Annotated in this window: 13 protein-coding genes; 9 read left to right on the top strand and 4 right to left on the bottom strand. The window is 75.1% G+C overall.

Annotated features, from left to right (window positions below):
• Positions 1-32 precede the first annotated feature (32 nt).
• From ACFVUH_RS17540 to ACFVUH_RS17515, 6 genes are all read left to right on the top strand, one after another.
• The gene (locus ACFVUH_RS17540; protein WP_387914126.1) at positions 33-1,769 is read left to right on the top strand and encodes a methyltransferase; all 1,737 of its coding nucleotides are present in this window, start codon (positions 33-35) and stop codon (positions 1,767-1,769) included.
• Positions 1,766-2,311, top strand: a complete 546-nt coding sequence (locus ACFVUH_RS17535) for a 2'-5' RNA ligase family protein (RefSeq protein WP_387914124.1) — start codon at positions 1,766-1,768, stop codon at positions 2,309-2,311. Before ACFVUH_RS17540 ends, ACFVUH_RS17535 begins: the two co-directional genes overlap by 4 nt.
• A gap of 123 nt (positions 2,312-2,434) precedes the next feature.
• Entirely contained in the window at positions 2,435-3,829 is a 1,395-nt protein-coding gene (locus ACFVUH_RS17530) for a solute carrier family 23 protein (RefSeq protein WP_355359776.1), read from the top strand.
• A 152-nt stretch (positions 3,830-3,981) separates the two neighbouring features.
• Positions 3,982-4,542: an OsmC family protein gene (locus tag ACFVUH_RS17525; RefSeq protein ID WP_387914122.1), complete on the top strand. Its 561-nt coding sequence runs from the start codon at positions 3,982-3,984 to the stop codon at positions 4,540-4,542.
• 55 nt (positions 4,543-4,597) lie between these two features.
• Positions 4,598-6,172, top strand: a complete 1,575-nt coding sequence (locus ACFVUH_RS17520) for a phytoene desaturase family protein (RefSeq protein WP_387914120.1) — start codon at positions 4,598-4,600, stop codon at positions 6,170-6,172.
• Positions 6,173-6,397: 225 nt separating this feature from the next.
• A complete protein-coding gene (locus ACFVUH_RS17515; protein WP_387914119.1) occupies positions 6,398-8,353 on the top strand; it encodes an ATP-binding cassette domain-containing protein in 1,956 nt (651 codons plus the stop codon).
• A gap of 69 nt (positions 8,354-8,422) precedes the next feature.
• On the opposite strand, the gene ACFVUH_RS17510 is transcribed toward ACFVUH_RS17515, so the two are convergent.
• The 4 genes from ACFVUH_RS17510 to ACFVUH_RS17495 form a co-directional block, all read right to left on the bottom strand.
• Entirely contained in the window at positions 8,423-9,130 is a 708-nt protein-coding gene (locus tag ACFVUH_RS17510) for a hypothetical protein (RefSeq protein WP_387914117.1), read from the bottom strand.
• 43 nt (positions 9,131-9,173) lie between these two features.
• Positions 9,174-9,557: a hypothetical protein gene (locus tag ACFVUH_RS17505; RefSeq protein ID WP_387914115.1), complete on the bottom strand. Its 384-nt coding sequence runs from the start codon at positions 9,555-9,557 to the stop codon at positions 9,174-9,176.
• 164 nt (positions 9,558-9,721) lie between these two features.
• Positions 9,722-10,855 carry a hypothetical protein gene (locus tag ACFVUH_RS17500; RefSeq protein WP_387914114.1) on the bottom strand — a complete coding sequence of 378 codons (1,134 nt, stop codon included), beginning with the start codon at positions 10,853-10,855 and terminating at the stop codon, positions 9,722-9,724.
• A 419-nt stretch (positions 10,856-11,274) separates the two neighbouring features.
• Positions 11,275-11,796 carry a hypothetical protein gene (locus tag ACFVUH_RS17495; protein WP_355359796.1) on the bottom strand — a complete coding sequence of 174 codons (522 nt, stop codon included), beginning with the start codon at positions 11,794-11,796 and terminating at the stop codon, positions 11,275-11,277.
• A gap of 208 nt (positions 11,797-12,004) precedes the next feature.
• Here ACFVUH_RS17495 and ACFVUH_RS17490 point away from each other — a divergent pair, with 208 nt between their 5' ends.
• From ACFVUH_RS17490 to ACFVUH_RS17480, 3 genes are all read left to right on the top strand, one after another.
• On the top strand, positions 12,005-12,361 hold the full coding sequence (locus ACFVUH_RS17490) for a beta/gamma crystallin domain-containing protein (protein WP_355359799.1): 357 nt from the start codon (positions 12,005-12,007) through the stop codon (positions 12,359-12,361).
• A 69-nt stretch (positions 12,362-12,430) separates the two neighbouring features.
• Complete coding sequence (locus tag ACFVUH_RS17485; protein WP_387914112.1) at positions 12,431-13,105, top strand: CPCC family cysteine-rich protein; 675 nt, start codon at positions 12,431-12,433, stop codon at positions 13,103-13,105.
• Positions 13,106-13,163: 58 nt separating this feature from the next.
• Positions 13,164-13,706 carry a DUF1707 domain-containing protein gene (locus tag ACFVUH_RS17480; protein WP_387914111.1) on the top strand — a complete coding sequence of 181 codons (543 nt, stop codon included), beginning with the start codon at positions 13,164-13,166 and terminating at the stop codon, positions 13,704-13,706.
• Positions 13,707-13,770: the final 64 nt, after the last annotated feature.

The following is a 13,770-nucleotide window of genomic DNA, read 5'->3' as shown; positions in this document are numbered from 1 at the left end:
ACCACTGATCCACGCACCGAGGACGTACCGCCATGACCACCGAGGACGACACCTCCCGCCTGCACGCGACCGCCGACTTCGTCCGCCGCCATGACACCGCCACCCTCCTGCCGCTGCTGCTGCCCGGCCTCGACACCACCGCACTGCGCTCCCTCACCCGCCACCTGCGCTTCGTGCACGCCGCCCTGCTGGTCTTCCCGCCCGACCCGGCGGCGCTGCGCGCGGACCTGGCCGCCTGCGGCCTGCCCGCCGACGTCCTGCCGGGCCCCAGCACCGTCGTCCGCGAGCGGCTGGCCGACCGCCACCACCACCCGGCAGCCGCGCTCGACGTCACCATCCGGCGCGTCCCCGTGCCCGGCACCGGCCCGACGCCCCGCACCGTCGAGGTGTTCGCGCTGCCGGTGCCGCCCGGCTCCGGACTCCGGCCACTCGCCGACCACGAACGGACCCACCAGCACGAGGCCCACCTCGCCTTCGAGCTGCCGGACCCGGAGCCGGTGCTGCTGCGCGGCCTCTGCGCCCTGCTCGCCGACCACGGCGCCACCCCCGACGGCGGCGGCCACAACCCCCACGAGGACGGCACCGTCCTCTACTTCACCGCCCCCGCCGACTCCCGGGCCGGCTACCGCCGCCTGGAGCTGTACGCGCCGGGCGACCACCGCGCCGCCCTCGCCGCCCACCTGGCCGCCCCGGCCCCCAGGCCGCCCGCCGAGACCCTGCTGCGCCTGCTGACCGGCGCGTGGACCACCCAGGCGCTCGCCGTCGCCGCCCGCCTGCGCCTGCCCGAGGCCCTGGAACCGGACGAGGCCCTTCGCCCGGACGAGGCCCCGCACCCGGCCGCCCCCGTCGACCCGGCGACCCTCGCCCACCGCACCGGCACCCACCCCCGCGCCCTGGCCACCCTGCTGCGCTACCTCGCCATGCTCGGCGTCGTCACCCCCGAGGACGACGGCCACCGCCTCACCGCCGTCGGCGCACTGCTGCGCGAGGACGCCCCGGGCTCGATGCGCCCGCTGGCCCTGATGTACGGCGGACCCTTCTACCGCTCCTTCGGCGCCCTCGACCACGCCGTGCGCACCGGCGAGCCCGCCTTCGACCACCTCTACGGCGAGAACCACTTCGACCACTTCGCCCGCGATCCCGAACTCGCCGAGCTCTTCGACCGCTCCATGGCGGCGAGCGCCCGGATGTTCGACCCCGTCCCCGCCCACCCGGCCCTCACCGCCGCCGCCCGGTTGCCGGCCGGCGCCACCGTCGTCGACGTCGCCGGCGGCAACGGCGAACTCCTCGCCCGTGTCCTCGCCGCCCACCCGCGACTGCGCGGCATCCTGCTGGAACGCCCGCACGCCGTCGAGGCCGCCCGCCGCACCATGGCCGAGGCCGGCTGCGCCGACCGCTGCGAGTACCGCGCCGGCGACTTCGCCGACGTCCCCGAGGGCGGCGACGTCTACCTCCTCTCCCGGGTGCTGCACGACTGGGACGACCGACGCTGCCGCGCGATCCTGCGCCACTGTGCCCGCGCGATGCCCGCCCACGCCGACCTGCTCGTCCTCGAACGCCTCCTGCCCGCCGACGGCTCCCCGTCGCTCGCCACCGCCTGGGACCTCCACATGCTCTGCAACGTCGGCGGCCGTGAGCGCACCGCCGACCACTACGGCGCCCTCCTCGCCGCCGCCGGCCTGGACCTGCTCGCCCACAGCCCCCTCCCGCTCGACGCCGCCCTCCTCCACGCCCGCCGGCCCGCCACCCCACCAGGAGCCCGCCCATGACCGACGCCGCCGACACCGACCCGTCCAGGCCCGGCGGCACCGGACTGATCGTCAGGATCCCGGAGGCCGAGGCCGCCGTCCGCTCCTGGCGCGAGCGCTTCGACCCGTCCGCGCGGGCCGGCGTCCCGGCCCACGTCACGGTGCTGTTCCCGTTCCTGCCGGAGGCCCGGGTCGACGGCCCCGTCTGCGCCGCCGTCGCCGCCGTGCTCGACGGCCACCCCGCCTTCGAGGTGCGCTTCGCCTCGTGCGGCCGCTTCCCCGGGATCCTGTACCTCGCCCCCGAACCCGACGGCCGACTGCGCCGCCTCACCGAGGCGATCGCCGCCCGCTGGCCGGAGGCCCCGCCCTTCGGCGGCCGCTTCGCCGACGTCGTCCCGCACCTGACCGTCGCCCACCACGAGGACGAGCACGTCCTGGCCCGGGCCGAGGCCGAGGTCGCCGCGCTGCTCCCGGTGACCGCCCGGGTGTCCTCGGTCGAACTCGTCGTCCACGACGGCACGGTGTGGCGCACCCGCGCCTCCTTCCCCCTGCCGGGCCGCTGACCGGCCGGCCCCCACCGTGCCGAGCGCACGGTCCAGCAGGGGGGCGGTGGCGGGCGAAAGGCCGGGTGACCAGGAGAATGGTGCGGAAGGACCCCCGGAAGTACAGAGAAAGCGAACCCCCACATGGATCTCGGCGTGCGCTGGAAGCTGCACGGTGACGGGCGTACGCCCGCACCGGGAGCGGTCGTCCGCCCCGACGAACGGCTCTCCTGGCCCCGGACGGCAGGGCTCGGCGCCCAGCACGTGGTGGCCATGTTCGGCGCGAGCTTCGTGGCGCCCGTGCTGATGGGGCTCGACCCCAACCTGGCGATCATGATGTCCGGTGTCTCGACCGTCATCTTCCTGCTGGCCACCCGCGGCCGGGTGCCCAGCTACCTCGGCTGCTCGCTCTCCTTCGTCGGCGTCGCCGCGGTGATCCGGGCCCAGGGCGGCACCAGCGCGACCGTCACCGGCGCCGTGTTCGTGGTGGGTGCGGCGCTGTTCCTGGTGGGCGTGGCGGTCCAGCGCTTCGGCGCGCGGATCATCCACGCCGCGATGCCGCCGATCGTCACCGGCGCCGTCGTCATGCTGATCGGCTTCAACCTCGCGCCCGTCACCGCCTCGACCTACTGGCCGCAGGACCAGTGGACGGCGCTGCTGGTGATGCTGTTCACCGGACTGGCCGTGGTGGCCCTGCGCGGCTTCTGGTCGCGGGTGGCGATCTTCCTCGGCCTGCTCTTCGGGTACGGCATCTCCTGGCTGTTCGACCAGGTCTTCGGGAAGATCCACTCGGTGGACGGGAGCGGACAGCTCACCGACCACTGGCGGCTGGACCTGTCGGGCGTCGGCAAGGCGGACTGGATCGGCCTGCCCACCTTCCACGGCCCCTCCTTCCAGTGGTCCGCGATCCTGGTGGCCCTGCCCGTGGTGATCGCGCTGGTCGCGGAGAACGCCGGCCACGTCAAGGCCGTGGGGGAGATGACCGGCGACAACCTGGACGACAAGCTCGGCACCGCGATCTCCGCGGACGGCGTCGGCTCCATGCTGTCCACCGCCCTCGGCGGCCCGCCGAACACCACCTACTCCGAGAACATCGGCGTCATGGCCGCCACCCGCGTCTACTCCACCGCCGCCTACTGGGCCGCCGCCTGCTTCGCTCTGCTGTTCGGCATCTGCCCCAAGTTCGGCGCCGTGGTGGCCGCGATCCCCGGCGGGGTGCTCGGCGGCATCACCGTCATCCTGTACGGCATGATCGGCCTGCTCGGCGCGCAGATCTGGATCAAGTCCAAGGTGGACCTGCGCAACCCGCTGAACCTGGTGCCGGCCGCCGCAGGCATCATCATCGGCATCGGCAACGTCACCCTGAAGTTCAGCGACACCTTCAGCCTCAGCGGCATCGCGCTCGGCACCCTGGTCGTCATCACCGGCTACCACGTGCTGCGGGCGCTGGCCCCCGCGCACCTCAAGACCCAGGAGCCGCTGCTGGACGAGGGCACCTCGTCCTACGACACCGACTCCGAGGAGCCGGGCACCCGCTAGGAACGCCCCGACGGCCGGGCGGGGGAGGCCCCCAGGAGCCTCCCCCTGCCCGGCCCGTCCCGTCGTCAGCTGCCGACCCGTCATGGCGACCACCCCGGTGAATGCGGCCGTCAAGGCCCCGGGAGGGGACTGCGGCCCGTACGCTACGGTCCATGACGCACATACCCGCGGTCCCCGGGCCGGGCCTGGCCGAGCACCTGCGCGACAAGGGCGCGGCCATGCGCGACGCCGCCCGGCGGCGACCGAAGAGCTCCGACTGGGACGAGGAGGTCGGCGCGGTCTGCGTGGCCGACGACGCGACCGGGGTCCGCAAGGTCAGGGTGGGGGACTGGTCCTTCATCGGTGACGGCGGGCCCGACATCGGCGGCTTCGGCCTCGGCCCGACCTCGCCGGACCTGTTCTGCGCGGTGGTCAGCACCTGCCTGACCCACACCATCCTGTGCGTCGCGGCCCTGGAGGACCTCCCGCTGGACCGGGTGGAGGTCCGGGTGAACGCTCGCAACAACGACGCCCGGTTCTTCGGCGTGCCGACCGAGGCACCCGCCGTGCCGTACGACCTGACGGCCGAGGTCGAGCTGCGGGGCCGGGCCTCGCCGCAGGCCCTGGCGGACCTGCTGGCCACCGCGGACGCCCGCTGCCCCATGCTGCGGCTGGTCCGCTCCGAGCACAGCGTCGACGTCCGCCTCTCCCGGGACCCGCACGGCCCGGCCTGACCCGCCGCCGCCCGCCGTGTTCCCCGGGCCGCCCCGGTCGCGTACCGTGCCGGACATGGCGAACTCGTCCTCCCGGCACGACGTCGTGATCGTCGGCGGCGGCCACAACGGGCTGGTGGCGGCGGCCTACCTGGCCCGCGCCGGGCGCCGGGTGCTGCTCCTCGAACGGCTCCCGCGGGTCGGCGGCGCGGCGGTGTCGGCCCCGGCGTTCACCGGCGTGGACGTCCGGCTGTCGCGCTACTCCTACCTGGTGAGCCTGCTGCCGCGCACGGTGGTGCGGGACCTCGGCCTGCGGCTGGAACTGCGGCGGCGCCGGATCGCCTCGTACACCCCCGCCGTCCGCGACGGGAAGCCCACCGGCCTGCTGGTGGACGCGGCGGACGCCGGCCGCACCCGGGCGTCCTTCCGGGCGCTGACCGGGGCGGACCGCGAGTGGGAGGCCTGGCGGCGCTTCCAGGCGATGACCGCCGGCCTCGCCGAACGGGTCTTCCCGACCCTCACCGAACCGCTGCCCACCCGGGCCGAACTGCGCCGCCGGGTCGGTGACGACGCGGCCTGGACGGCGCTGTTCGAGCGGCCGCTCGGCGAGACGCTCGAAGAGACCTTCGCCGACGACCTGGTGCGCGGCGTGGTCCTCACCGACGCGCTGATCGGCACCTTCACCCACGCCCACGACCCGTCACTGCGGCAGAACCGCTGCTTCCTCTACCACGTGATCGGCAACGGGACCGGCGACTGGGACGTCCCGGTCGGCGGCATGGGCGCGGTGACCGACGCCCTCACGACGGCCGCCCGGGCGGCCGGGGCCGAACTGCGCATCGGCTGCGAGGTCACCGCCGTCGCCACCGACGGCACCGGCGACGCCGAGGTGACCTACCGCCACCGCGACGGCGAGGCGACGGCGGTCGGGCGCCGGATCCTGGTCAACGCCGCCCCGGCGACCCTGGCCCGGCTGCTGGGCGAGGACCCCGGGCCCGCGCCCGAAGGCGCGCAGCTGAAGGTCAACATGGTGCTGCGCCGGCTGCCGCGCCTGCGCGACCCCGCCGCCGACCCCCGCGAGGCGTTCGCCGGCACCTTCCACGTCGCCGAGGGCTACCGGCAGCTGGAGACCGCGTACACCGAGGCGGCGGCCGGCCGGATCCCCTCGGCGCCGCCGTCGGAGCTCTACTGCCACTCCCTCACCGACCCCTCGATCCTGGGCCCGGACGCCGTCCGGCAGGGCCGGCAGACCCTCACCCTGTTCGGCCTGCACCAGCCCGCCCGGCTGTTCGCCGACCCGGCCGCCAAGGAACGGGCCGTGGCCGCGAGCCTGGCCGGCCTCGACGAGGCACTGGCGGAGCCGATCGCCGACTGTCTGGCCGCCGACGCCGACGGCCGGCCCTGCGTGGAGGCGAAGACCCCGCTCGACCTGGAGCGGGAGATCGGCCTGCCCGGCGGCCACATCTTCCACCGCGACCTCGCGTTCCCGTACGCCACGGAGGAACCGCGGGGCGCCGCCGCCCGCTGGGGAGTGGCGACGGCCCACCCGAACGTCCTGCTCTGCGGCGCGGGAGCGATCCGCGGCGGCGGGGTCAGCGGCATCCCCGGCCACAACGCGGCCCGCGCCGTACTGGAGGACCTGCCCGGTTAGGCCCTTGCCCGGAATCGAAAAAGGGTTGTTCGCTCCAGGCTCGCCCGGAACCGCCGGGGTTGAACGCGGCGGGGCGGCCGGGGCAGGATCCTCCGCCATGAGAGCCCCCTGGAGGACAGCCAAGTCCTTTGTGAAACGGCAGAGTTCACTCGCCGGCGCACCTCGTGGGACAGCCGTTCGAGGGCGAGCGCCCCGGCCGGTCCGCCCGGGCGAGGAGGCCGCCGCGTGAGCTCGCCCACCCCCGCCCCCACCGCCCCCACGACGACCACCGACGGCGTCGACGACTCCGTGATGATGGAGTGGCAGCCCCCGGGCAGCGACGCGGAGATCATCGACGGCACCAAGACCACCCTGCGGGCCACCGCCCGGGCACTGCCCCGGCTCCTCGCGCTCGCGCTGCGCCTCGGCCGGCAGGCCGACCGGCCCGCCCTGTTCGTCCTCCTCGGCTGCGCGGCGGCCTCCGCCGTCGCCCAGGCCTTCGGCCTGCTGGCCACCACCGGCATGATCACCCAACTGGTGGCCGGCGCGGGCTCCATCGCGGAGCGCCTGACCCGCTCCCTCCCGTCGGTGGCGTTCCTCGCCGCCATGTCCGGGACGTCCGCCCTGCTGCGCATCACCAGCGAGTGGGCCGCCGAGCGGATCGGGCCGAAGATCGCCCGCGCCGCCGAGCTGGAACTGATCGACGCCGCGACCCGCGCCGAACTCGTCGCCTACGACAACCCCAGCTTCCAGGCCGCCTGGGACGCCGGCGACCGCGGCGCGGGCGCCACCCGGGACCTGCTCTCCCAGGCACGCGACGTGATCGGCTACACCGCGGGCCTGGTCGCGGCCGGGTTCGTGATCGCCACGATCCACCCCGTGCTGCTCCCGCTGCTCGTCCTCGCGGTGATCCCGCAGGCCCTGGCGCGCACGGCCGCCGCCAACGCCTTCTACCGGGCGATGATGTCCACCTTCGGCGCGACCCGTGCGGCCAATGTGCTGCGCTGGTTCCTCTGCGACCGCCGGCTGGCCGCAGAGGTCCGGTCGAACACCATCGCGCCGTTCCTGCTGCGGATCTACCGGCGGGCCGTCGCCAAGGTCACCGAGGCGAGCGACACGGCCGCCCGCCGCGCCGCGGTGCTCGGCCTGTACGGCGCCGCGGCGTCCGGGGTGGGGTCCTGCCTGGTCTGGGGCGGCCTCGCCTGGCTGCTCGCGGACGGCCGCGTCACCCTGGCCTCGGCCGGCACCGCGGTGATCGCGCTGCGCTCCGCGGCCGCGGACCTGCACGCCGCCGCCAACTACAGCGCCGCCGTCCACCGCACCGGCCTGTACGTCGGGGACTGGCAGAAGTTCATCGCGATGGCCCGGGCCCAGCGCCTGGACCGCGGGGCGCTGGCCCCGCCGGCCGGGACGGCGGTGATCGAGGCCAGGGGCGTCACCTTCAGCTACCCGGGATCGGACCGGGTCGCCCTCAAGGGCGTGGACTTCCGGGTCCGCCGGGGCGAGATCGTCGCCGTGGTCGGGGTCAACGGGGCGGCGAAGTCCACGCTGATGAAGCTGCTGTGCGGCCTCACCCTGCCCGACGGCGGGACGGTGACCTGGGACGGCGTCGACACCCGGGACCTCGATCCGGACCTGCTGTGGCGCCAGACGGCGCTCGTGCAGCAGGACTTCGCGCACTGGCCGCTCACCGCGCGGCAGAACATCACGCTGGGTCAGCCGCGCGAGGCCGGCGACGCCGCAGTGCTGGAGGCGGCCGCCGCCACCGGCGCGGACGAGGTGATCGCCGAGCTGTCCGGCGGCCTGGACACCCTGCTGGCCAAGGAGTTCTGGGGCGGCGCCGAGATCAGCGAGGGGCAGTGGCAGCGGGTGGTCACCGCGGCCGCCTTCCACCGCGCCCGGGCCGGCACCCTGCTGATCCTCGACGAGCCGACCAGTGCGATGGACCCGCGGGCCGAGCACCGGATCTTCACCGGTCTCGCCGAGGTCGCCAGGGACTGCGCGACGGTGCTGGTCACCCACAACCTGGAGAACACCAGGGTGGCGCACCGCATCGTGGTGCTCGACCACGGCCGGGTGATCCAGGAGGGGACGTTCGAGCGGCTGGCCGCCGAGCCGGGGATGTTCGCCGACCTGCGGGCCCTGCAGCACGACCGGGTCCCGACGGTGCCCGCCCAGCGCTCGGACACCGCCGGGCCCTGACCGCCACCGGGCAGGTAGCCGGTCCGGCAGCCGGCCCGGTGGCGATCGGGTCGACCGTCCGGACGCGGCTCAGACGTGCAGCTGCGCGGCGAGCTTGCCGGCCAGCGCGCGCAGCGGCTCGCCGGTGAGCGCCGCGTCCGGGACGGCCGCCTTCGTGCCCTGGCTGACCAGCAGCGTCAGGTCGCCCTTGTCCGCGACCGCGACCCGGGCGATCCCGACCGATCCGCGGCCGGGGGTGGTGCCGGTCTGACCGGGGGCGGGCTGGCCGCCCGAGACGGCGACCAGCTGGTCGCCCGTCAGATCGCCGGCCTGCTGGAGGTAGGGCAGGGCCAGGTTGAGCGCGATCCCCTCGGCCGGGGCGGCGAGCACGGCGATCTCCAGCGGAGTCGTCCCGGCGGTGTAGGAACACCACACCTGGACGCTCTCGGGCCGCGCCGGCAGCGACGCCACCGCCGGGCTGGGCGTCACGCCGGACGGAACCGCCCGGGCCTCCTCGCCCGGGACGACCTCGGCCCGCACCGGTCGCCCGCCCGTGCCGACCGCCGGGGTGACACCGCGTTCGATCCCGACCGCCTTCAGCGCCCCGGCCAGGTCCAGGCCGAACGGGCAGGAGGCGTCGGGGCCGAGGACCTGGACCGCCGACTTCAGCTTGCCGAAGGAGAGCGCCCCGCCACCCGACGGGGCGTCCGCCGCACCGGACGACGAGCAGGCGGACGTCCCGAGCAGGAGTCCGGCCAGGAGCACCGGGGCGAGCAGGGTCTTGCGGTCAGTTGTCATCCGGTCAGCCTAAGGTGCCCGCCGCGGCCCCGGAAACGGCGGTTCACGGAGCAGGATCGTCGCCCGCGCGGGCGTCCCCGGCGTGGGCGTCGCCGGTGCCGTCCCCGGGCGCGTCGGGGGCGTTGGGGGCGTTGGGCGCCTGGGGGGCGTCGGGCGTGAAGTTCTCCCCGGCGTTCCGGCAGGTGCTGCACGTGTGCCAGTGGGCCCGGGTCCGTGGCCCGCCCAGCTCGCCGGAGCGGTGCGGCGCGAGGGTCATGTCGGAGGTGTCCAGGCCGCACAGGGTGCGGGGGCCGCAGGCGCCGGAGGCCTCGGTGGGGGCGGTGTGCGCGCGGCGCACCGGGATCTCGGGCTCCGCGGGGGTGTGGTCGGGCCCGAGGATCCGGATGTTGGTGGGTGTGTCCGGTTCCAGTACGACGACGATGTCCATCTCCTCAACGTGACCGCAGAACCGCCCCGCCGCACCCGCACGGTGGCATCCGGACCAACCGCTCCCCGCCCGCCCGCCGTTCCCCCGGCACAGGGGGCCGGGCCCGGACGCTCGCGGCGTCCGGGCCCGGCGACGGGCGGTCGGTGCTGTGGCGGTCGGCCGGATCAGAACGCCGAGGCGTACGCGGTCAGGAAGCGGGACGCGATCGGAGTGCCCGAGCCGTTGAAGCACAGCGGGTAGAGGTTCACCGTGCCGGAGCTGCGGGCCCAGGGAGTGGCCAGGCCGCAGTAGTCGGGGCCGGGGCCGAAGGCGGTGACCTGCGCGGTGTCCGAGGGCACGGCGACGTTCGGCAGGTTGACGGTGTAGGGGACGGAGCCGGCGAGCGTGTTGACCCCGCCGGAGGAGTTGAAGTTGGTCCCGCCCGGCACGCCGCCGTTGAACCACAGGTAGCCGTAGGACTTGGGCGGCAGCGCCGCCCCGTGCACGGCCCGCTTCTCCGCGTAGCTCAGCGTCCAGCGGGTGTCGTACGGCGCGCCGGCGGCGTTGTAGCAGTTGACGACGACGGTCTGGCCGCTCGCGGAGGGCGCCCAGTCGGCGACCTTGCAGCGCGCGCCGTTGACCGGGTCGACGGCGGTGACCTCGATGTTCCCGACGGGGGTGGCCTGGCCGAGGCCGGGCAGCCAGACCTTCCAGACGCCGGTGCCGCCGTAGCCCACCGCGTTGGTGCCGCCGGTCGAGTTGTACTGGGTGATCACCGCGCCGGTGGTGTTCGAGTAGACGTAGCCGTAGCCGCCGACGGCCGGGGCGGGCACCCCGCTGCTGGTGGTGTAGAGCACGGTGAACCGGGTGTCCTCGGGAGCGCCGCCCGGCCGGTAGCAGCCCACCGAGACGTCCTGCCCGGTGCCGGCGGTGGACCAGCCCCGGACCTGGCACCAGCTGCCGGTGCGGCCGACGGCCGTCACGTGCGCGATGCCGCCGGGGCCGGCGATCAGCGGGAAGTGCACGACGTAGGACCCGGCGCCGATCTGGTCCACCGTCACCGGGTTGGCGGCCGGCGAGGGCCAGCTGCCCCACTGGCGGCTGGTGTCGGGCACGTAGCCCGGCGGCGGGGTCGGGTTGTCGAGGAACGCGAAGCCCCAGCGGTCGGGCACGGCGGCGTTCGCCGGGCCGGCCACCGGGAGGCTGACACCCAGCAGGGCGGCCAGCATCGCGAGGACGAGCAGCGGGGCGCGGACGGCGCGCAGAGCGCGGTCGGCGGGGACGGGTCTGACCGGTGGTGCGGCGGTGCCGGCGTGCATGGGTGTACTCCTTGGGTGTGAGGAGATCACGGGCGGCCTGCGCGGTGGTGCCCGCACTGCGGTTCCGCTCGTGCCCGGGGTGAGCCGGCGCGCGGCGGCCGACGGGGACGACCGGTCCCTCAGGGAGGGGACCGGCGCCACCCGGCATCGGCCGGCAGTGACGGGGTCGGGGGTCAGGCCCGACGGCGCTCACATCGTAGGGGCGCGCCGGGCGGCGGCACAGGCCCGCGGCACGCGCCGTCCGGCCCTTCGCGCGGGGTCCGGAGGCCGCCCCTCCGGGTGCCTCCCGCCCCGGTCGCCCCGCCCGCCCCCGCACCGGCACCACCCGCCCCAGCACCTCCGTCCCGCCTCGGCGGGTCCCTGACCGGAAACCGTCCTTCCGTCCGGGCACGGCCGGTCCGGGCCGGAAGCGCCGTGGGTCAGAACGGCTGCCGCAGCCAGGAGTCGAGCACCGCGTAGTCGCCGTCGGTCAGCCCCACCCGCGGATCGACCCGGTGCAGCAGCGCCGGTCCCGGATGGTGCGCGGCGACCCAGTCCCGGTCGACGGCGGTGATCTCGTCGTCGACCCAGGCGAACGGCCGTCCGCCGGCCCAGGTGACGAGCGGACGGGTCTTCCAGTGCAGCCCGTACGGCTCGTACGGCCCGTCGTAGCCGTCCGCCGCGTCCTCCTCCGCGGAGGGCTCCGGCCAGTCCACCACGGTCAGCGGCGGCAGGCCGAGCAGCGGGGCGATGCACAGGTTCGCGGAGTCCATCCAGGTCGTCGCCCAGACGACTTCGCACGGCAACGCGGCCAGCCGGGGCCCGTGCGCGGGATCGATCCTCGCCAGCAGCGGATTCCCGTCGGCCCTCCCGTAGGTGGGGTACGGGCCGGGCCCGCCGAACGGGATGAGCGGCCCGTCGACGTCCAGGAACAGCAGCGCGCACCGCCCGGGTTCAGTCACCCCGTCACCCTACCGATCACCGCCCGCCGGCTCCTCCGTCCACGGTGGGCTCCACGAACGGGTGAAGCTGCGCCTGCGCCGTTCGGACCCGGAGTGTTGCGGCCGTCCGGGGGACACGGGATCGCTAGCTTGGGGCTCCCGGTCGCCGGCCCAAGTGCCGCGCCGTGGCCGGGCCGTGCACCGCCCTTCCCGGGAGAAGGAGAAACCTGTGATCTCGAAGAGCACGAGGACCGTCTGGTCCACGGTCGTGGCGTTCGCGGCGGCCGCCGCGCTGACCCTCGGCGTGCCGGGCGGCAGCGCCTACGCCATCGACCACGTCCAGTGCGACGGGGGCCGCAACGACTTCCTGAAGATCTGGTCGCACCTGGACGGCCGCGACAGCGTCGACTGCTACGCGAACGGGGGGAGGACCGACTTCGGCGGGTGGTGGGTCGACCGGATCTCCACCGGCAACAACGACCTGACCTACTTCGACGTCAACGGCGACTCGGTGCGGATCGAGCGCTGGCACGACATCACCTTCCCGAACCGTCCGCCGAGGGTCGCCGCCATCCAGATCGGCTGACGCCCCGACGGCCCGTGCCCGGCGGCAACCCGCTTGCCGGGCACGGTGATCACGGACAACACTGAACCGATGGACACCAGGCGCCCCTGCCCGTGCTGCGGCCACCTCGTCTTCGACACCGCCGAGGGCTGGCCCGGCTCGGGCGTGCTCTGCCCGGTCTGCCTCTGGGAGGACGACCTCCCGGGACTGCGCCGCCCGTTCACCCCCGGCCGCGCGAACCGCGTCCCGCTCATCGAGGCCCAGCGGAACTTCCGGGCCTACGGGGCCCGTGACCAGCGGGCCAGACGTTTCGTCCGGCCGCCCGGCGAGGACGAACCGCTCGACACCGGGTGGCGCCCGATCGATCCGCGTTCAGATCTGTTCGACGACACGGACGATGGGTCACCCGACCTCGGAGGCGCCCGGCATCCGGAGCCCGCCGACCCGTCCCGACTGTGCTGGTGGCTCCCGTCCTACCGGGCACCCGAGGAGCCGCCCGGGCCGGACCCGGCCCGGCGCGTGGTCATCGACGTGAGCCGGGTCCGCGACGAGTACGGGCTGCACGCGGTGCTGAAGCGGGACCTCGGCTTCCCGTGGTTCTACGGCATGAACTGGAACGCCTTCCGGGACGCCGTCACCGGGCTCGTCGAGCTTCCCCGTGACCTCCGTTTCACCGGCTGGGCCGAGCTCGAACGCCGTTGCCCCGGAGCGGCGATGACACTGCGTCGTCAGCTGGCAGGCTTCGAGGTGACGTACGAGCCGTAGGCCGGGCGGGAGCGCTCCCGGCCGCTGCCGGTCGCGGGTACGCCGATAGGGTGGGGCGGTGACTTCTCAACCGGAGGACCGCTCGGCGGCGTTGGGCGAGGACGACCGCGACACCGCGGTGCGTCGGGTGCAGGGGGCGTACGCCGAAGGGCACCTCTCGCACGAGGAGATGGACGAACGCCTCCACGACGTGCTCACCGCCAGGACGCGCGGCGACCTGGCGACCGTCCTGTCCTCGCTCCCGGCGCCGCCGGCGGAGACCACCGCCACGATCGCCGCCGCCGGCGGACGGATCGCGCGGCGCGGCGCGTGGCGGGTGCCGCGGTTCCTCACGGTGGCGTCCGCCTTCGGACGGGTCCACCTGGACCTGTCCCGGGCCGTGATCGAGCACCCGGTGGTCGACATCGAGCTGCAACTGGGCACCGGCAACGCCAGGATCACGGTGCCCCGCGACGCGGTCGTCGACCTCGACGCTCTGCAGACGGAGTGGAAGGACCTGCGCTACCGGCCTCCGTCGAGCCCCCGCCCGGGCGGTCCGACGATCCGGATCTCCGGGGCCGTGGGGTACGGCCGAGTGAGGATCCGTCACTCCTGGCGCTGAACGCGCGCGGAGACCACCGGACGAGGCCGGGCGTCCGGATGCGGCGCGTCTCCCGCAGCGACGA

It is taken from the genome of Kitasatospora sp. NPDC058032 (assembly GCF_042885845.1).
Classification (GTDB): Bacteria; Actinomycetota; Actinomycetes; order Streptomycetales; family Streptomycetaceae; genus Kitasatospora.
Note: the sequence above shows the minus strand (reverse complement) of the source record. Positions and strands in the feature narration are given on the sequence as shown.